Origin of the sequence: Streptomyces sp. WMMC1477, assembly GCF_027460245.1 — a bacterium.
GTDB lineage: Bacteria > Actinomycetota > Actinomycetes > Streptomycetales > Streptomycetaceae > Streptomyces.
The window spans coordinates 2,412,774-2,429,976 of sequence record NZ_JAPZBD010000003.1 but is presented as its reverse complement, the minus strand read 5'-3'; the positions used below and the strand labels follow the sequence as shown (position 1 = coordinate 2,429,976).

At 74.5% G+C, this 17,203-nt stretch carries 17 protein-coding genes and 1 riboswitch; of the genes, 9 read left to right on the top strand and 8 right to left on the bottom strand.

The features are described from left to right. The first annotated feature begins 6 nt into the window (after nt 1-6). The 3 genes from cbiE (at nt 7) to O7609_RS11200 (ending at nt 2,726) form a co-directional block, all read left to right on the top strand. Nucleotides 7-1,284 (top strand): precorrin-6y C5,15-methyltransferase (decarboxylating) subunit CbiE, encoded by a 1,278-nt coding sequence (gene cbiE, locus O7609_RS11210; RefSeq protein ID WP_269743514.1) that lies wholly within the window; start codon nt 7-9, stop codon nt 1,282-1,284. Further along, the gene (gene cobM / locus O7609_RS11205) at nt 1,281-2,033 is read left to right on the top strand and encodes a precorrin-4 C(11)-methyltransferase (RefSeq protein ID WP_269743513.1); all 753 of its coding nucleotides are present in this window, start codon (nt 1,281-1,283) and stop codon (nt 2,031-2,033) included. The genes cbiE and cobM overlap by 4 nt, the downstream gene beginning before the upstream one ends. 96 nt (nt 2,034-2,129) lie before the next feature. Then, nucleotides 2,130-2,726, top strand: coding sequence for a TetR/AcrR family transcriptional regulator (locus O7609_RS11200; RefSeq protein ID WP_269734787.1), 597 nt, complete (start codon nt 2,130-2,132; stop codon nt 2,724-2,726). Nucleotides 2,727-3,013: 287 nt separating this feature from the next. On the opposite strand, the gene O7609_RS11195 is transcribed toward O7609_RS11200, so the two are convergent. After that, a complete protein-coding gene (locus O7609_RS11195) occupies nt 3,014-3,589 on the bottom strand; it encodes an ATP-binding protein (RefSeq protein WP_332328085.1) in 576 nt (191 codons plus the stop codon). A 166-nt stretch (nt 3,590-3,755) separates the two neighbouring features. Between O7609_RS11195 and O7609_RS11190 the strand changes: the two genes are divergently transcribed. Both O7609_RS11190 and O7609_RS11185 read left to right on the top strand, forming a co-directional pair. Next, nucleotides 3,756-4,667, top strand: a complete 912-nt coding sequence (locus O7609_RS11190) for a helix-turn-helix domain-containing protein (RefSeq protein ID WP_269737116.1) — start codon at nt 3,756-3,758, stop codon at nt 4,665-4,667. Beyond that, the gene (locus O7609_RS11185; RefSeq protein ID WP_269734786.1) at nt 4,624-4,755 is read left to right on the top strand and encodes a DUF397 domain-containing protein; all 132 of its coding nucleotides are present in this window, start codon (nt 4,624-4,626) and stop codon (nt 4,753-4,755) included. Before O7609_RS11190 ends, O7609_RS11185 begins: the two co-directional genes overlap by 44 nt. A gap of 294 nt (nt 4,756-5,049) precedes the next feature. On the opposite strand, the gene O7609_RS11180 is transcribed toward O7609_RS11185, so the two are convergent. Together O7609_RS11180 and O7609_RS11175 are read right to left on the bottom strand one after the other, a co-directional pair. Next, nucleotides 5,050-5,331, bottom strand: a complete 282-nt coding sequence (locus O7609_RS11180; RefSeq protein ID WP_269734785.1) for a hypothetical protein — start codon at nt 5,329-5,331, stop codon at nt 5,050-5,052. Continuing rightward, nucleotides 5,220-6,074 (bottom strand): type I restriction enzyme endonuclease domain-containing protein, encoded by an 855-nt coding sequence (locus O7609_RS11175; protein ID WP_269734784.1) that lies wholly within the window; start codon nt 6,072-6,074, stop codon nt 5,220-5,222. Before O7609_RS11175 ends, O7609_RS11180 begins: the two co-directional genes overlap by 112 nt. 12 nt (nt 6,075-6,086) lie before the next feature. On the opposite strand from O7609_RS11175, the gene O7609_RS11170 reads away from it, so the two are divergent. Together O7609_RS11170 and O7609_RS11165 are read left to right on the top strand one after the other, a co-directional pair. Beyond that, nucleotides 6,087-6,743: a DUF433 domain-containing protein gene (locus O7609_RS11170; protein ID WP_269734783.1), complete on the top strand. Its 657-nt coding sequence runs from the start codon at nt 6,087-6,089 to the stop codon at nt 6,741-6,743. 31 nt (nt 6,744-6,774) lie between these two features. Further along, entirely contained in the window at nt 6,775-7,119 is a 345-nt protein-coding gene (locus O7609_RS11165; protein WP_269743512.1) for a toxin-antitoxin system, toxin component, PIN family protein, read from the top strand. A 22-nt stretch (nt 7,120-7,141) separates the two neighbouring features. On the opposite strand, the gene O7609_RS11160 is transcribed toward O7609_RS11165, so the two are convergent. After that, nucleotides 7,142-8,281 (bottom strand): cobalt-precorrin-5B (C(1))-methyltransferase, encoded by a 1,140-nt coding sequence (locus O7609_RS11160; RefSeq protein ID WP_269734781.1) that lies wholly within the window; start codon nt 8,279-8,281, stop codon nt 7,142-7,144. A gap of 11 nt (nt 8,282-8,292) precedes the next feature. Between O7609_RS11160 and O7609_RS11155 the strand changes: the two genes are divergently transcribed. Further along, complete coding sequence (locus O7609_RS11155; protein WP_269734780.1) at nt 8,293-9,084, top strand: cobalt-precorrin-6A reductase; 792 nt, start codon at nt 8,293-8,295, stop codon at nt 9,082-9,084. Here O7609_RS11155 and O7609_RS11150 read toward each other — a convergent pair. Genes O7609_RS11150 through cobG form a run of 3 tightly spaced genes read right to left on the bottom strand, consistent with a single transcriptional unit; the run spans nt 9,024 to nt 12,623 of the window. Continuing rightward, nucleotides 9,024-10,595 (bottom strand): precorrin-2 C(20)-methyltransferase, encoded by a 1,572-nt coding sequence (locus tag O7609_RS11150; RefSeq protein WP_269743511.1) that lies wholly within the window; start codon nt 10,593-10,595, stop codon nt 9,024-9,026. The two genes, O7609_RS11155 and O7609_RS11150, sit on opposite strands and share 61 nt — an antisense overlap. A gap of 4 nt (nt 10,596-10,599) precedes the next feature. Then, complete coding sequence (locus tag O7609_RS11145; RefSeq protein ID WP_269743510.1) at nt 10,600-11,241, bottom strand: precorrin-8X methylmutase; 642 nt, start codon at nt 11,239-11,241, stop codon at nt 10,600-10,602. Then, nucleotides 11,238-12,623, bottom strand: a complete 1,386-nt coding sequence (gene cobG, locus O7609_RS11140) for a precorrin-3B synthase (protein WP_269734777.1) — start codon at nt 12,621-12,623, stop codon at nt 11,238-11,240. Before cobG ends, O7609_RS11145 begins: the two co-directional genes overlap by 4 nt. A 108-nt stretch (nt 12,624-12,731) precedes the next feature. Next, a riboswitch (cobalamin riboswitch) is annotated at nt 12,732-12,829 on the top strand. Nucleotides 12,830-12,890: 61 nt separating this feature from the next. Here cobG and cobN point away from each other — a divergent pair. Then, complete coding sequence (gene cobN, locus O7609_RS11135) at nt 12,891-16,490, top strand: cobaltochelatase subunit CobN (RefSeq protein WP_269734776.1); 3,600 nt, start codon at nt 12,891-12,893, stop codon at nt 16,488-16,490. A 97-nt stretch (nt 16,491-16,587) separates the two neighbouring features. Here the strand turns inward: cobN and O7609_RS11130 are convergent, their stop codons facing one another. After that, the gene (locus O7609_RS11130) at nt 16,588-17,097 is read right to left on the bottom strand and encodes a hypothetical protein (protein WP_269743509.1); all 510 of its coding nucleotides are present in this window, start codon (nt 17,095-17,097) and stop codon (nt 16,588-16,590) included. Between the last annotated feature and the right edge of the window lie 106 nt (nt 17,098-17,203).

The window sequence follows — 17,203 nt, the reverse complement described above, 5'->3', positions numbered from 1 at the left end:
CGGCACGTGAGCACCGCACCCTGCGCAGCATCCGCCCACCCCGGCGGCGTGACGGTCGTGGGGATCGGGGCCGACGGCTGGCCGGGCCTGACCGGGGCGGCCCGGGAGGTGCTGCGGGGCGCCGAGGTGATCGTCGGCGGGGCGCGGCAGCTCGGGCTGCTGCCGCCGGAGTGCGCGGGGGAGCGGGTGGCGTGGCCCTCGCCGCTGCGCCCGGCGGTGCCGGGGCTGCTGGCGGCGCACGCGGGGCGCCGGGTGGCCGTGCTGGCCAGCGGGGACCCGATGTTCTACGGCATCGGGCGGGCGCTCGCCGAGGAGCTGGGGGCGGCCGGGCTCCGGGTGGTGCCGCATTCGTCCTCGGTGGCGTACGCCTGTGCGCGGCTGGGCTGGCCGGTGGAGGACGTCGAGGTCGTCACGGCGGTGGGCCGGCCGGTGGCGCGGCTGGCGGCGGCGCTGTTCGACGGGCGCCGGGTGCTGGTGCTGAGCGCGGGCGCCGGGACGCCGGCCAAGGTCGCGGAGCTGTTGCGGGAGCGCGGGTTCGGGCCGAGCCGGATGTGGGTGCTGGAGCAGCTCGGCGGGGCGGCGGAGCGCCGGGCCGAGGGGACGGCGGCGGGCTGGGCGTGGCCGCCGGGCGAGGCGTTGAACGTGGTGGCGGTGGAGTGCCGTCGGGAGCCCTCGGCGCTGCGGCTGGGCTCGGTGCCGGGCCTGCCAGACGCGGCGTACGACAGTGACGGGCAGCTCACCAAGCGGCAGGTGCGGGCGGCGACGCTGGCGGCGCTGGCCCCGGCGCCCGGAGAGCTGTTGTGGGACGTCGGCGGCGGCTCCGGGTCGATCGCGGTGGAGTGGATGCGGGCGCACCCGTCCTGCCGCGCCGTGACGGTGGAGCGGGACCCGGTGCGGGCCGGGCGGATCGCCGGGAACGCGGAGCGGCTCGGGGTGCCGGGGCTGCGGGTGGTGACGGGGGCGGCCCCGGAGGCGCTGGCCGGGCTGCCGGAGCCGGACGCGGTGTTCGTCGGCGGCGGGCTGACGTCGCCGGGCCTGCTGGAGGCGTGCTGGGCCGCCCTGCCGGGCGGGGGGCGGCTGGTGGCGAACACGGTGACGCTGGAGTCCGAGGCCCTGCTCGCCGACTGGTACCGGCGCCGCGGCGGTGACCTCGTCCGGTTGGCGGTGTCCCACGCGGTGCCCGTGGGCGGCTTCACGGGGTGGCGGCAGGCGATGCCGGTGACCCAGTGGGCCGTCGTGAAGCCCTTCCCCGAGTCCGAGCCGTCAGGAGACGTGACCGCATGACCGTGTACTTCATCGGCGCCGGGCCGGGCGCCGCCGACCTGATCACCCTGCGCGGGGCGCGGACGCTGGCCGCCTGCCGGGTGTGCCTGCACGCGGGCAGCCTGGTGCCCAAGGAGCTGCTGTCCGAGTGCCCGCCGGACGCCAGGCTGGTGGACACGGCGCGGCTCAACCTGGACGAGATCACCGCCGAGCTGGTCCGGGCGCACGAGGCGGGGCTGGACGTGGCGCGGCTGCACTCGGGCGACCCGTCGGTGTTCAGCGCGGTGGCCGAGCAGATGCGGCGGCTCGACGCGGCCGGGGTGCCGTACGAGGTGGTGCCGGGCGTGCCCGCGTTCGCGGCGGCGGCCGCGGCGCTGAAGCGGGAGCTGACCGTGCCGACGGTCGGCCAGACGGTGATCCTGACCCGGATCGCCCAGCAGGCGACGCCCATGCCGGAGGGCGAGGACCTCGCCACCCTGGGCCGCAGCGGCGCGCTCCTGGTGCTGCACCTCGCCGCCCGGTACGCGGAGCGGGTGGTGGCCGAGCTGACCCCGCACTACGGCGCCGACTGCCCGGCGGCCGTCGTCGCGATGGCCTCCCGTCCGGACGAGCTGGTGCTGCGCGGGACGCTGGCGGACATCGCCGAGCAGGTGCGGGCGGCCGGCGTCGTCCGGACGGCGGTGATCATCGTGGGCCGCACGCTCGCGGCCACCCAGTTCCGCGACAGTCACCTCTACTCGGCCGACCGCCACCGCTGCGACACCGACTGACGCCCGGTCGCCGCCCGGAATCGCGTTGCCCGGCCACCGGGTGGGACCATCCGCGTCTAGGCTGTCTCGCCACGCGACGCGGACGGGGGCGGGGCCATGGTTCGGAAACAGCAGCGTGGTGAGCTGACGGCCGACCGCCTGCTGACGGCCGCGCTGGAGGTCTTCGCCGCCTCGGGCCAGCAGGGGTTCACGGTGAACGCCGTCTCGCGGGCGAGCGGGGTCAGCCTCGGCAGCCTCTACCACCACTTCGGCAGCTTCGACGGCCTCGCCGCCGCGCTGTACACGCGCTGCATGCGGGGGCTGTGCACCGAGGTGGCCGACGCGCTCACCCGCTCCCGCACCGCGCGCACGGGCATCCGCGCGCTCGTCCGCGCCTACCTGCGGTACACCGAGGAGCACCGGGACGCGGCGCTGTTCGTCCACGCCTCCGCCTACGCGGGCTACCTCGACGCGCACGCCGAGGAGGTCCGCGCCGCGAAGGAGCCGCTGCTGGCGGCCATCGAGGAGTGGCTGGTGCCGAGGATCGAGGCGGGTGAGGTGGCCCCGCTGCCGGGGCCGCTCATCGAGGTGCTGGTGATCGGCCCGGTCGCGGAGGCCGCCCGCCGCTGGCTCTCCAGCACCTACGACGCCGACCTCGCCCAGGCCGCCCGCCTCCTCCCCGACCGCATCTGGCACGCGGTCCGCGCGGACTGACGACGGCGGCCCGGGGCACGACGGGCTTCGGCCGGCGGCCGCTGAGCCGGGCGGCCGGGTGACCAGGAACCGGACTCCGTCCACCGCAGCGGTCAGCTCGTCGCGGGCTGCCATCGCCGCTGCCGCCGTCTCCCGCAGTTCGGCGACGGCCTCCGCCGCCTGCTCCACCCACTCGGCATCGAGCACCGAACGCGTCCCGCACACCGGGCTGCTCTCGTCGTCGCGGTGTCGGCGGCTGTGCTCCGGGGCACGTTCCAGCAGCTCCGCGCGCCGGTGGGTGTCCTCGCCTACAACCACGGCGAGTTGTGGCGACTCTGTACGGCCGGATGGACGGAGTCCTCAGGCGGTGCCCCTCGCCGGGCGTCGGTGCACACCTCGGCCCACACGGTCTTCCCCAGCGGAGCCCTGGGCTCGGATCCCCACCGCGCGGCCAGGGCGTCCACGATCAGCAGGCCGCGCCCGGACTCCTCGTCGGGCCCGGGGTGGACCGCCGTCGCCGGAGGCAGTGCCGGATGGGCGTCCGCGACCTCGATCCGCACGAGCCCGGCCCGGGGGTCGAGTTCCACCCGGAGGTGGAACTCCCGTCCCGGGACCCGACCGTGGCGCACGGCGTTCGCGCAGAGCTCCGCCACGATCAGGGTCACCGAGCACGAGGTGTCCGAGGCCGCTGGGTATCCCCACTCGTCCAGGCGCCGCGCGGTGAGCCGTCGCGCCAGCCGTGCCCCTCGGGGCGAGGCGGTGAACCGCATGCCGAACGATCGGCTTTCGTGGGTGAGGCCGTCGGGGGCGGGCGCGGAGCGGGACGTGCCCGGCTCGGGCCCCTCGTCGGGCGTTGTCGTCTTGATCAGCACGGTGCGGTCCATTCCGGTCATCGATCCTCATATGATCCGTTGAGTGGGCGGATCACTACGTTCCGCACACAAGGATCGACCGCCGTGCCTACGCTCAACAGGGGAAAGCGACTTACCCTCCTGACCGTAAGTACGGGGAAGTGACGCCATGGCCAAGGCAATTGATCCCGACACCTCGATGGCCGCCCTCTTCGGCTCCCGGGTCCGCAGACTGCGTGACGCCGCCGGGCTCACGCAGGCCGAACTGGCCCGGAAAATCCACGTCGTCAGCTCACGCATCGCGCAGATCGAGCGCGCCTGTGGCGCGAAGCCGTCACGGCAGCTCGCCCGAGCCCTCGACGAAGCGCTCAACGCCGAATCGCTGCTGATCGACCTGTGGCCGTTCGTCTACCGCGAGGCCTTCCCCGACTGGTCCCGCGCCTTCATGGCCTACGCGGAAAAGGCCGTGGTAATCCGCGAGTACGCCGCGAGCGTCGTCCCCGGCCTGCTCCAGACCAAGGACTACGCGCGGGCCGTGCTGAGCGTGGGCGTCACGCTCAGGGGCGAGGAGCATCTGCGGGAACGCCTGGCGGCCCGGCTGGACCGACAGGAGCGGCTGACCGCCTCGGACCGCCCCGACCTGTGGGTCGTCCTCGACGAGGCTGTGCTGCGACGGGCCGTGGGCGGGCGTACGGTGATGCGCCGACAGCTCGAACGGCTCCTGCGGGCCGCCCAGGAGCCGAACGTCACCGTGCAGGTGCTGCCCTTCAGTTCGGGGGAACACGATGTGCTCGGCGGCTCCCTCACCGTTCTCACCCTGCCGGACGGTGCCGAAGTGGCCTATCGCGAAGGGGCTCATCACGGCCACTTGACGGAAGAACCGGAGGACGTAAGGAACTTCGCCTTGGCTTACGATCGGATCCGGGCGGCTGCCCTGCCCCCACGCATGTCACTGGACATGATCCGAGCCGTGATGGAGGACGACCGTGGAGCGAATGTTCCGTCCCGAGCCGCACGTCGCAAGCTGGCGCAAAAGCAGCTACAGCAATCAGGAGGGCGGCAACTGCGTGGAGGTGGCCGACGGGTTCCCCGGCCTCGTCCCCGTACGTGACAGCAAGGCCCCGCACGGCCCGGCCCTGGCCTTCCCGGCCGCGTCCTGGACCGCCTTCGTCACCGGCCTGAAGGCCACCGACAACTGAACGCACTCTGCGCCGGACGCCGCGCGACCCGTCCGGCGCAGTCGCTCACCGCACGCGGCCCACGACGTCGACGGCGATGACCACGGGCTTGCGCTGCTTGATCGTGTACCAGATGCGATACCGGCCGGCGTGCATCCGGTACTTTCCGCTCCCACAGTCCAGAGCGCCCCCGTGGCCGTGGATCGTTCACCAGGACGTTGACGCTGTCGAGCACCTGGTCAACGCCGGCCGGGTCGTCCTTCGCATAGCGGGCCAGCGCGTTCCTGGCGGCCCGCTCCCACTCCACGTGCCCGCTCACGAGGACATCCGTCCGTTCAGCTGGTCGCGGAGCTTCTCGGTGGGCAGGGGCGCGTCGATGCCCTGCAGGGCGTCCAACTTCCCCTGGAGCAGCCCGAGGGCATCCTCCAGCACTTCGAGAACCGCTGGTGACACCACGACCGCCACCGTTTCGCCGTTCCCGTCGGTCAGCGACAGAGACCTCGCCTCGTGAGCGAATGCGAGGGCCCGCTCGCCATCGAGTGCGGGCGGGGTGCCCTCCTTCGCCTGCTCGGCCAGTTCGGCCCGCGTCTGGGCCACGTAGTGGGTGATGGCTTCCAGTTGGCGTGCTGCGGCGGGGATCGGGATGGTGTCCACAGCGCCCTTTCGGACGAAACCGTCGAACTGCGCGGATTCCATGCGCGACACCGTGGCAGAGCGCCCGGCCGCTCAGCAAGAGGACTCGACCGCAGCGTCGGTGCTGAGGGGAGACGCTGGGAGCTCGCCGTCGGGGTGGACGGCCACCCCGACGGCGGGTTTGCACACTTCGCGGAGGGGGCCCAGAGCTCGGCCAGGGTCTCCATCTGCCGCAGGACGAGGTCGATCGCCTCGCGCTCCTCCTCCGGCGGGTAGTCGAACTTGGCCAGGACGCGGCGTATGCGGGTGCGCAGCTTGGCGCGCACGGGCTCACGGGAGAGCCAGTCGACCGACAGGTTCCTGGTGATGTCCTTCACCAGCGCCCGGGCGATGTCCGCGAGCGTGTCGCTGCCCCCGGCCACCAGCTCGGCCATGTCGCGCTGGGCGACGGCGTCGTAGAAGGCCAGCTCCGCGTGGCTGAGAGGCGGATCGAAGCGCTCGCCGCGGCGGGCCTCCTCGGACACCTCCCGGGCCAGCGCGGCCAGCTTGGCGATGACCTCGGCACTCCGACCGGTCCCACGCCCGGTGGGACCGTCAGCGACCGTTGACGACTCGGCTGACTGCGGTGGGTGAGCAAGCGGAACCTGGGTGTGTGGCGTGTCCAGAGGGGAGAAGTTGTGCTGTGGGACGAGGGGAAGAGCGCCCATGGGAGGCACAGCATGGTTGACCGTTTCGAGACTGGACTGCTGACGCCTGCCGACACGTCTGCCTACCTGCAGATTCCGTCATCGACGCTCACTTCGTGGCTGAAGGGCAGAGCCGCCGGGGTGCCGCTCGTCCATCACGTGCAGCCGGTCCGGAAGGGACAGCCCTCGTTGCCGTTCGTGGCTGTGGCGGAAGCGCACGTACTGCGCTCTCTCCGCGCCCTGGGGCTGAGGATGAGCGAGATCAGGGAAGCGGCGGCCGCTGTTCGCGATGCCTTCCACACACCGTACGGCCTCGTCTCGAAGCGTATCGCCACGGATGGCGTGGACATCTTCGTCGAGCACGGACGCGAGGACCTGCGCAGGGCGCGCGACGGCCAGGCGCCCATCAAGGAGGTCGTGTCCGACTACCTCCGTTACCTGTCCTGGGATGCCGACGACGACTTTCCCACGAGCCTGCGCCTCCGGCAGTATCCGGACTCCGTTCCGGTGGTGATCGACCCCAGATTCGCGCACGGTCAACCCGTGGTGAAGGCGAACCGGGTGATGGTCGAGACCATCACCGACCTGTGGGAGGCCGGGGAGACGTACGAGGACATCGCCTATGACTTCGATATGACGCCAGAACAGGTCAGCGACCTGTGTGAGGCCGTGGTACGTCTTGCGGCCTGAGTTCTCCCTTGACCGCAACCTCGGACGACGTGTGGCGGAAGGGCTGAGGGACCTCGACTGGACGGTCCATCGGATCGGTGACGTCTTCCCGTCTGATGGCCAGGACATCGCCGACGAGGACTGGATCGTCTACGGCTTGGAGCAGTCCGGGGTGCCCCTGACGAAGGACGGCCGGATCAAGACGCGCGACGTGGAGATCCGGCCTGTCCTCGACCGGGGCGCGGTGCTTTTCTACCTCGACAACCAGCAGCTTCGGAGCGCCGACATGGTGCAACGGCTGCACCGTCACCGGGACGCCATCGACCCGGCCGTCGAGCTAGGCGGGCCCGCCGCCTACGCGGTCCGCGGGCACCGGATCGAGCGCACCTGGCCGTGACCGGCCGCGGCGGGGCTCCCCCTCAGCCGCCGCGGGGCCCGGCGAGCGGGCTGCGGCCGACGAGGGTGCCGGCGCGGTCGATGCAGAGGACGTCGACGGTGACGGGGGCGCCGCGGAGGACGGCGAGGGCCTGGTCGCGGGCGGTGACGGCGACGAGGTCGCCCAGGGGGACGCCCGCGGCGGTGCAGAGCTGGAGGGCGGCCAGGCCGGTGTTGGCGGCGGCGACGGCCTCGGCCAGTTCCGGGGTGGCGCCGCCCTGCCGGGCCAGGTCCGCGAGGAAGCCCTTGTCGACCTGGGAGCGGGCGGAGTGGAGGTCGAGGTGGCCCGCGGCGAGCTTGGAGAGCTTGGCGAACCCGCCGCAGACGGTGAGCCGGTCGACGGGGTGGCGGCGGACGTACTTGAGCACCGCGCCCGCGAAGTCGCCCATGTCGAGGAGGGCGTCCTCGGGGAGGCCGTACTCGGCGACGACGGTTTTCTCGGAGGTCGAGCCGGTGCACCCGGCGACATGGGTGCGCCCGGCCGCGCGGGCGACATCGACGCCGCGCCGGATGGAGTCGATCCACGCGGAGCAGGAGTAGGGGACGACGACGCCGGTGGTGCCGAGGACGGACAGTCCGCCGAGGATGCCGAGGCGGGGGTTCCACGTGGAACGGGCGATCTCCTCGCCGTCGTCGATGGAGAGGGTGAGCTCCACGTCGCCGGTGCCGCCGTGGCGGGCGGCGACGGCCGCGATGTGCTCGCGCATCATCTGCCGGGGCACCGGGTTGACGGCGGGCTCGCCGACGTCCAGGGGCAGCCCGGGGCGCGTGACGGTGCCGACGCCGGGGCCCGCGCGGAAGACGACGCCGGAGCCGGCGGGCAGCGGGCGGACGGTGGCGCGGACGAGGGCGCCATGGGTGACGTCGGGGTCGTCGCCGGCGTCCTTGACGATCCCGGCCGTCGCGGTGCCGTCGGCCAGCGACTCGGCTGCCAGGGCGAAGGCGGGGGTCTGGCCCTTGGGCAGGGTGATCGTCACCGGGTCGGGGAAGTCGCCGGTGAGCAGGGCGGTGTAGGCGGCGGTGGTGGCGGCCGTCGCACAGGCGCCGGTCGTCCATCCGGGCCGCAGCCCGGTGTGCTTGAGTTGGGCCTCGCGCCCACCGCTCGCCTCACTCACGGAACTCATGGACGGTCCACATGCATGTGCTCATCCTCGGCGGGACGACGGAGGGGCGGTGGCTCGCGGAGACGCTGGCGGAGGAGCGCGGTCTGCGGGTGACGTCCTCGCTGGCCGGGCGGGTCGGACGGCCGGTCCTGCCGCCGGGGGAGGTGCGGGTCGGCGGGTTCGGGGGCGTCGAAGGGCTGGTGGAGTGGCTGCGGGAACACCGTGTGGACGCCGTCATCGACACTACCCATCCCTTCGCCCGGACGATCAGCTTCAACGCGGCCGAGGCGGCCGCCACCGCCCATGTTCCCCTGTTGGCGCTGCGGCGTCCCGGATGGGTCCCCGAGGCGGGTGACGCGTGGCACGGGGTCGGCTCGCTGGAGGAGGCGGCACGGGTCGTCCGCAGCCTGGGAGCGCGGGTCTTCCTGACCACCGGGCGGATGGGTCTGTCCGCCTTCGCCCCCCTGGCGGAACCCTGGTTCCTGGTGCGGTCCGTGGACCCGCCGGAGCCGCCGTTCCCGCCCCGCATGGAGGTCCTGCTCGACCGGGGGCCGTTCACGCTCGACGGTGAGCTGGACGTCATGCGCCGCCACCGGATCGACGTCCTGGTGACGAAGGACAGCGGCGGGGCGGCGACGGCGCCGAAGCTGGCCGCGGCCCGCGAGCTGGGCGTGCCCGTCGTCGTCGTGCGCAGGCCGCCGACGCCGGAGGGCGTGCCGGTCGCGGACGGCGTCGAGGCCGCCCGCGACTGGTTGCTGGCCCGTCACGCCCCCGGAGTCTCCGCAGCCCCCGGAGCGCCGGAAGCCCCCGGGGCCTCGGGGTAGCGGCGCGGGGTCCAGACGATCTCCTCGGAGCCGCCGTCCCCGGTGCCGCGCCGCACGGTGCGGGTCTGGGAGGAGCCGACGAGCAGGATCGTGCGCATGTCCACGGCGGCCGGGTCGAGGTCGGTGAGGCGGACGACGCGCACGCTCTCCTCGGGGCCGCCGATGTCGCGGCCGAGCACGACGGGGGTGTCGGGCGCCCGGTGCTCCAGCAGCAGCTCACGGGCCTTGCCGACCTGCCAGGTGCGGCTGCGCGAGCCGGGATTGTAGAGGGCGAGGACGAGGTCGGCGGAGGCGGCGGCGTGCAGCCGTTCGGCGATGACGTCCCAGGGCTTGAGCCGGTCGGAGAGGGAGATGGCGGCGTAGTCGTGGCCGAGGGGCGCACCGGCGCGGGCGGCCGCCGCGTTGGCCGCCGTCACGCCGGGCAGAACGCGCACCGGGATGTCGGCGTACTCCTCCTGGGCGGCGGCCTCCAGGACGGCCGTGGCCATGGCGAAGACGCCGGGGTCGCCGCCGGAGACGACGGCCACCCGGTGCCCGCGCCGGGCGAGGTCGAGGGCGAACTCGGCGCGCTCGGCCTCCACCTTGTTGTCCGAGCCGTGGCGGCACTGCCCGGGCCGGGTGGGCACCCGGTCGAGGTAGGTGGTGTAGCCGACGAGGTCGGTCGCGGCGGCGAGCGCGCCGCGCGTCTCCGGGGTGAGCCAGAGCGGGCCCGCTGGGCCGGTGCCGACGACGACGACCTCGCCGACCTCGCCGCCCTCGGGGCGCGCCGGGGGCCGGGGGTTGCCGATGCGGCTGGGCACGACGGCGAGCGAGAAGTACGGCACGCTGTCGGCGTCGACCTCGGCCAGCGGCGCCGTGCGCTCCCCGGACATGGTGGCGCGCTCGACGTAGCGGGCCTCGGGGAGCCGTCCGCTGCGGTCGAGGGCGCGGCGGACGGCGGGGTAGGTGCGGCCGAGCTTCATGACGACGGCCGAGTCCGTGCCGGCGAGCCGGGCCGTCAGCTCCTCCTCCGGGAGGGTGCCGGGCAGGATGGTGAGCACTTCCTCGGCCTCGGCGAGCGGGGTGCCGAGGCGGGCCGCGGCGGCGCTCACCGACGTCACGCCGGGGATGACCTCGGTGGGGTAGCGGTCGGCGAGCCGCTTGTGCATGTGCATGTAGGAGCCGTAGAACAGCGGGTCGCCCTCGGCGAGTACGGCCACCGTGCGGCCCGCGTCGAGGTGGGCGGCGAGGCGGGCCGCGGCCTCTTCGTAGAACTCGTCGAGCGCGCCGCGGTAGCCGCCGGGATGGTCGGTGGTCTCCGTGGTCACGGGGTAGACCAGCGCCTCTTCGACGTGGTCGGGCCGGATGTGCTCGGCGGCGATCGAGCGGGCGATGGACCGACCGTGCCGGGCGCTGTGGTAGGCGACGACGTCGGCCTCGGCGATGGCCCGGGCCGCGCGCATCGTCATCAGCTCCGGGTCACCGGGACCGAGTCCGACGCCGTAGAGCCGGCCCTTGCTGTTCTCACTCACTGACTTACTCTTCCTCGCTCGCGAGCGCGTTGAGCGCGGCGGCGGCCATGGCGCTGCCGCCCCGGCGTCCGCGCACCACCAGATGGGGCAGGGCGGGGGCGTGGGCGGCCAGCGCGTCCTTGGACTCGGCGGCGCCGATGAAGCCCACGGGTACGCCGATGACGGCGGCCGGGCGGGGCGCGCCCTCCTCGATCATCTCCAGCAGCCGGAACAGCGCGGTGGGCGCGTTGCCGACGGCGACGACGGAGCCCTCCAGCCTGTCGCGCCACAGCTCGAGGGCGGCGGCGCTGCGGGTCGTGCCCAGCTTCGCGGCCAGCTCGGGGACGGCCGGGTCGGAGAGGGTGCACAGAACCTCGTTGTCGGCGGGCAGCCGCTTGCGGGTGACGCCGCTGGCGACCATCCGCGCGTCGCAGAGGATGGGCGCCCCGGCGCGCAGGGCGCCGCGGGCGGCGGTCACGACGTCGGCGCTGTGGACGATGTCACGGACGAGGTCGACCATGCCGCAGGCGTGGATCATCCGGACGGCGACCTTGCTGACGTCGGCCGGCAGGGCGGCGAGGTCCGCCTCGGCGCGGATGGTGGCAAAGGACTGCCGGTATATCTCGGCGCCGTCCTTCTCGTAGTCGAACACGGTTGTCTCGCTCATCTCGTTGCGGCGTCGCTGTCGTTGCGGTCGTCGGAGTGGTGGTCCGTGCGGTCGGCCTCGCCGGGGTGGCCGCGGGCCGCGGCGAGGGCGGCGGCCAGGTCGGCGGGGCGGGCGGCCACGTCCCGGGGGCGCCCGGCGCCGGGCGCGGTGACGCGGTAGCCCTCGCCCGTCGCCAGGACGTCGATCCGGGTGCCCTGCGGCCGGCCGCAGCGCCGCTCGCAGCCGGACCAGTACACCGGGAGCCCGGGGGCCGGGGGCAGTGAGGCGGCGGCGTCGGCGCGCACGTCGGCCAGGGACTTGGCGCAGCCGGGGCGGCCGACGCAGGCGCCGACCCCGATCCAGGGCGAGCCCGGGTCGGTGACGAGACCGGCGGCGTCGAGCGAGGCCAGGAGCGCCGCCGCCCGGTGCCGGGGCACGCCCGGGACGAGGACGCCGCGCCAGGGGGTGAGGAGGATCTCGCCGGAGCCGTCCCGCTCGGCGGCGTCCAGCAGGGCCCGCCACCGGGAGCCGGTGAGCAGGCCGAGCGGGGCGAGCGCGGAGAGCGTCACCGAGCCGCCGGGGCCAAAGACGGCACCGGGGGACGGGCCGGGGGCGGTGGGCGGGGCCGCCGAGGAGTCCTGGCCCGTGGCCGGGACGCCCGCGTCGCGCAGCAACCCCGGCAGGGCGTCCGCCAGGGGGCCGGGCCCGCCGGGCAGTTCGGCGATCCGCCAAACGCGGCCACTCGCACCGGCGGCCCCGCGCCCACCCGCACCGGCAGCCAGGCCGAGGAAGGCCGTGGCGGTGAACAGGGCGGCCCGGGGGGCCTCGGCGGCCGGGACGACGGCGGCGGGCGTGCCCGCCACCAGCAGCAGCGCCTCGCCCGCCGATACTGCGAGGAGTGTCACATCGGCGTCGAGCCCGGCGACGTCGCCGCGCCCGTCGTCGAGGGCGAACAGGAAGCGGCCGGAGAGGGCGGTCGTGGCGTCGCTGGTGCACAGCAGGGTGTCCAGCTCCCGCAGCCAGGGCCGGACGGGCAGGTGCCCGTCGCCGTCGAGGCCGGAGAGCGGTGAGGCGAGGACGTTGCGGACCCGCTCGTGCCGGGCCGAGGGCAGCAGACCGGCCGCGTCGAGCCGTTGCGCGAGCGGCCCGGAGCAGTCCGAAGACAGGCCGCGGAGCTGGACGTTGCCGCGGGAGGTGATGTGGAGCGAGCCGTCGCCGAGGCGGTCGGCGGCGTCCTGGAGCGCCCGCGCCTGGGGGGCCGTCAGCACACCGCCCGGCAGCCGGACGCGGGCGAGCAGGCCGTCGTCCGCGCTGTGCAGCCGCAACGTGCCCGGGCAGGCGTCGCCGCCCTCGCGCGGAGGGGGCCCGTCCGGTGACGGGGGCGGGGCGGGGGGCCTGGGCATGCGGGGGAGCATACCGACCGGTCAGAGCCCCGGCTGTGACGCCGACGGCCTGCCTCCGCACACCGGTCGGCCCTTAGGATGCTCCTCGGCGGACCACCCGGTCCGTCATCGCCGAAGACGGCGACAGGGGAGGAAGCCCGGTGAGAATCCGGCGCGGTCCCGCCACTGTGAACCCGGCCACACCGGCCCGGGTGAGCCAGGAACTCCCGCCGTCATTCACCCCACACCGCCCGGGGCGCGGACACCCCGAGGAAGGCCGGACGCCGCATGCTGCTTCTCCTGTCGACGTCGGACACCGACCTGCTGAGCGCCCGGGCGGCCGGCGGTCCGGTGCCGTTCCGCTTCGCCAACCCCTCCCGGCTCCACCTCGACGAACTGCCCGGGCTGCTCGACGGCGTCGAGCTCGTCGTCGTCCGGCTGCTGGGCGGGGTGCGGGCCTGGCAGGACGGGCTGGACGCGCTGCGCGCCGAGGGGCGGCCCGTCGTCGTCCTCACCGGTGAACAGGCGCCCGACGCCCAGCTCATGGCCGCCTCCACGGTGCCCGTCGGCATCGCCGCCGAGGCGCACGCCTACCTCGCGCACGGTGGCCCGGCGAACCTGGAGCAGCTCGCCCGCTTCCTGTCCGACACGGTGCTGCTCACCGGGCACGGCTTCGAGCCGCCCGCGCCCGCCCCGACCTGGGGCCCGCTGGAGCGGGAGGCCCGGGCCGACGTGACCGGGCCCACCGTCGCCGTCCTCTACTACCGCGCCCACCACATGAGCGGCAACACCGGCTTCGTCGACGCCCTGTGCGGGGCGATCGAGGACGCCGGAGGCCGCCCCCTGCCGCTGTACGTGGCCTCGCTGCGCGCGCCCGAGCCGGAGCTGATCGACGCCCTGCGCGGCGCCGACGCCATCCTCACCACCGTGCTGGCCGCGGGCGGTACCCGCCCGGCGGAGGCCTCGGCCGGCGGCGACGACGAGTCCTGGGACGCCGGCGCCCTCACCCAGCTCGACGTTCCCGTCCTCCAGGCGCTGTGCCTGACCTCCTCCCGGGCCGCCTGGGAGGAGAACGACGAGGGCGTCTCCCCGCTCGACGCCGCCACCCAGATCGCGGTGCCCGAGTTCGACGGGCGGCTCATCACCGTGCCGTTCTCCTTCAAGGAGATCGACGCCGACGGCCTGCCCGCCTACGTCCCCGACCCGGAGCGCGCGGCGCGGGTGGCCGGGACGGCCGTCCGGTACGCGCGGCTGCGGCACGTGCCGCCGGCCGAGAAGAAACTCGCGCTCGTGCTGTCCGCCTACCCGACCAAGCACTCCCGGATCGGCAACGCGGTCGGCCTGGACACCCCGGCCAGCGCCGTCGAGCTGCTGCGCCGCCTGCGCGAGGAGGGCTACGACTTCGGCACCGAGGAGGTGCCGGGCCTGGAGTCGGGCGACGGCGACGAGCTGATCCGCGCGCTCATCGAGGCCGGCGGCCACGACCAGGACTGGCTGACCGAGGAGCAGCTCGCCCGCAACCCGGTGCGCATCCCGGCCGCCGACTACCAGCGCTGGTTCGCCACCCTCCCCGCCGAGCTGCGGGAGGCCGTCGAGGAGCACTGGGGTCCGGCGCCGGGCACGATGTTCGTCGACGAGAGCCGCAACCCGGAGGGCGACATCGTCCTGGCGGCGCTGCGCCGCGGCAACCTGCTCATCGTCATCCAGCCGCCGCGCGGCTTCGGCGAGAACCCGGTCGCGATCTACCACGACCCCGACCTGCCGCCCTCCCACCACTACCTGGCCGCCTACCGCTGGATGGCCTCGCCGGCCGAGGACGGCGGCTTCGGCGCGCACGCGATGGTCCACCTGGGCAAGCACGGCAACCTGGAGTGGCTGCCGGGCAAGAACGCGGGCCTGTCCGCCGCCTGCGGCCCGGACGCGGCCCTGGGCGACCTGCCGCTGGTCTACCCGTTCCTCGTCAACGACCCGGGCGAGGGCACCCAGGCCAAGCGCCGCGTGCATGCCACCCTCGTCGACCACCTCGTCCCGCCGATGGCCCGCGCCGACTCCTACGGCGACATCGCGCGGCTCGAACAGCACCTGGACGAGTACGCGCAGATCTCCGCCATGGACCCGGCGAAGCTGCCCGCCATCCGCGCCCAGATCTGGACCCTCATCCAGGCCGCCCGGCTCGACCACGACCTCGGCCTGGAGGAGCGCCCGGACGACGACGGCTTCGACGACTTCCTGCTGCACGTCGACGGCTGGCTGTGCGAGGTGAAGGACGCCCAGATCCGCGACGGCCTGCACGTGCTGGGCGGCGCCCCGACCGGCCCCGAGCGCGTCAACCTGGTCCTCGCCGTCCTGCGGGCGCGGCAGATCTGGGGCGGCACCACCGCCCTGCCCGGGCTGCGCGAGGCCCTCGGCCTGGACGAGTCCGCGGCCACCCGCGTCTCGGCCGACTCCGCCGAGGAGCAGGCCCGTGCCCTGGTGCAGGCCATGGAGGACGCCGGCTGGGACCTCGCCGCCGTGCCGCGGGTGGCCGAGGGCCACGGTGAACAGGTCGCAGCCGTCCTGGAGTTCGCCGCCCGCGAGGTCGTGCCCCGGCTGGCCGGGACGACCGCCGAGCTGGACCACGTCGTCCACGCGCTGGCCGGCGGCTTCGTCCCCGCGGGCCCGTCCGGATCGCCGCTGCGCGGCCTGGTCAACGTCCTGCCGACCGGCCGCAATTTCTACTCGGTCGACCCCAAGGCCGTGCCTTCGCGGCTCGCCTGGGAGACCGGCCAGGCGCTCGCCGAGTCCCTGGCGGAGCGCTACCGGGACGAGACCGGCGCCTGGCCCACGTCCGTCGGCCTGTCCCTGTGGGGGACGAGCGCCATGCGCACGGCCGGTGACGACATCGCCGAGGCGCTGGCCCTGCTCGGCGTCCGCCCGGTGTGGGACGAGGCGTCCCGCCGCGTCACCGGCCTGGAGCCGGTGCCGCTGGAGGAGCTCGGCCGCCCCCGCATCGACGTGACGCTGCGCATCTCGGGCTTCTTCCGCGACGCGTTCCCGCACGTCATCGGGCTGCTGGACGACGCCGTCCGGCTGGCCGCGTCGCTGGACGAGCCGCACGAGCACAACCACGTGCGCGCCCACGCCCAGGCCGACCTGGCCGAGCACGGCGACGAGCGCCGCGCCACCACCCGCATCTTCGGCTCCCGCCCCGGCACCTACGGCGCGGGCCTGCTCCAGCTCATCGACTCCCGCGACTGGCGCACCGACGCCGACCTCGCCGAGGTCTACACCGTGTGGGGCGGCTACGCCTACGGGCGCGGGCTCGAGGGCCGCGCGGCACGCGAGGAGATGGAGAGCGCCTACCGGCGCATCGAGGTCGCGGCGAAGAACACCGACACCCGCGAGCACGACATCGCCGACTCGGACGACTACTTCCAGTACCACGGCGGCATGGTCGCCGCCGTGCGGGCGCTCAAGGGCACGGCCCCGGCCGCGTACATCGGCGACTCGACGCGCCCCGAGACCGTCCGCACCCGCAGCCTGGTCGAGGAGACCTCCCGCGTCTTCCGCGCCCGTGTCGTCAACCCGAAGTGGATCGAGGCGATGCGCCGCCACGGCTACAAGGGCGCCTTCGAACTCGCCGCGACGGTGGACTACCTGTTCGGCTACGACGCGACCACGGGCGTCGTGGCCGACTGGATGTACGACAAGCTCGCGCAGACGTACGTCCTGGACCCGGAGAACCGCGCGTTCCTCCAGGACGCCAACCCCTGGGCGCTGCACGGCATCGCCGAGCGGCTGCTGGAGGCCGAGTCCCGGGGCCTGTGGGCCAAGCCGGACGCGGCCACCCTGGAGGCGCTGCGCACGGCGTTCCTGGAGGCCGAGGGCGAGCTGGAGTCCGACGACTGACGACTGACCGCGGACCACGGACCACTGGCGTCTGACGACTGACGGCGGCGGGCGGGCGGCGCCGCTGCCGCCCGCCGTCGCCGTCACCCCGCCTGGTTCACGTGCCCGTCGTCACCGCCAGGGCCGCTGCCGCGCGGTGACGACGGCGCAGCAGCACCGCGGCGCGCAGCGCCGCCCCCAGGACGAGGGTGCCGACGAACGGCAGCACCAGGTACACGACGAACCCGACCAGCAGGTTGATGCTGGAGGTCGTCATCGTCAGCACGCGCCAGCTCCACCCGCCGGTCAGCCCGGCCAGCAGCAGCGGCGTCAGGACGGACCACCAGCACGGGTCGTACCCGCGCCAGCGCACCAGCGCCGAGCGGAGCGCGACCGAGAGGGCGAGCGTGACCAGGGCCGCCGCGCCCAGGGCGTGCCGCGCCGCCGCGCTGGTGACGAGGGGCTCGAGGAGGGACGAGGAGAAGGAGAACCTCACGCCGGTGCTCAGGTCGCCGACGGCCCACCAGGTGGCGACCGTCGTGCCGAGGACGAGCCCGGCCCCCGTGGCCGGTGCCGCCCACCTCCACGCGGCCAGCCGCTGACCCAGTGGCGGTCTTCGTGTGTTCATGCTGGCGAGTATCGCGGCGCGCCGCCCGCGCGCACCACCGTCCGGCGCGCCCACGCCGCAAGGCCATCGGTACGCACCTGCCCACGCATGCGAGCCGGTCTCCGAA

Bases quoted from the DNA above. Each gene is read 5' to 3' on its own strand.
- O7609_RS11190 (WP_269737116.1), top strand. From the start codon at position 3,756: ATGGCCGCCCTCTTCGGCTCCCGGGTCCGCAGACTGCGTGACGCCGCC.
- O7609_RS11155 (WP_269734780.1), top strand. From the start codon at position 8,293: ATGCATGTGCTCATCCTCGGCGGGACGACGGAGGGGCGGTGGCTCGCG.
- O7609_RS11145 (WP_269743510.1), bottom strand. From the start codon at position 11,241: ATGAGCGAGACAACCGTGTTCGACTACGAGAAGGACGGCGCCGAGATA.
- O7609_RS11130 (WP_269743509.1), bottom strand. From the start codon at position 17,097: ATGAACACACGAAGACCGCCACTGGGTCAGCGGCTGGCCGCGTGGAGG.
- O7609_RS11175 (WP_269734784.1), bottom strand. From the start codon at position 6,074: ATGGGCGCTCTTCCCCTCGTCCCACAGCACAACTTCTCCCCTCTGGAC.
- O7609_RS11170 (WP_269734783.1), top strand. From the start codon at position 6,087: ATGGTTGACCGTTTCGAGACTGGACTGCTGACGCCTGCCGACACGTCT.
- cobG (WP_269734777.1), bottom strand. From the start codon at position 12,623: ATGCCCAGGCCCCCCGCCCCGCCCCCGTCACCGGACGGGCCCCCTCCG.
- O7609_RS11195 (WP_332328085.1), bottom strand. From the start codon at position 3,589: ATGGACCGCACCGTGCTGATCAAGACGACAACGCCCGACGAGGGGCCC.
- O7609_RS11160 (WP_269734781.1), bottom strand. From the start codon at position 8,281: ATGAGTTCCGTGAGTGAGGCGAGCGGTGGGCGCGAGGCCCAACTCAAG.
- cobM (WP_269743513.1), top strand. From the start codon at position 1,281: ATGACCGTGTACTTCATCGGCGCCGGGCCGGGCGCCGCCGACCTGATC.
- O7609_RS11200 (WP_269734787.1), top strand. From the start codon at position 2,130: ATGGTTCGGAAACAGCAGCGTGGTGAGCTGACGGCCGACCGCCTGCTG.
- cobN (WP_269734776.1), top strand. From the start codon at position 12,891: ATGCTGCTTCTCCTGTCGACGTCGGACACCGACCTGCTGAGCGCCCGG.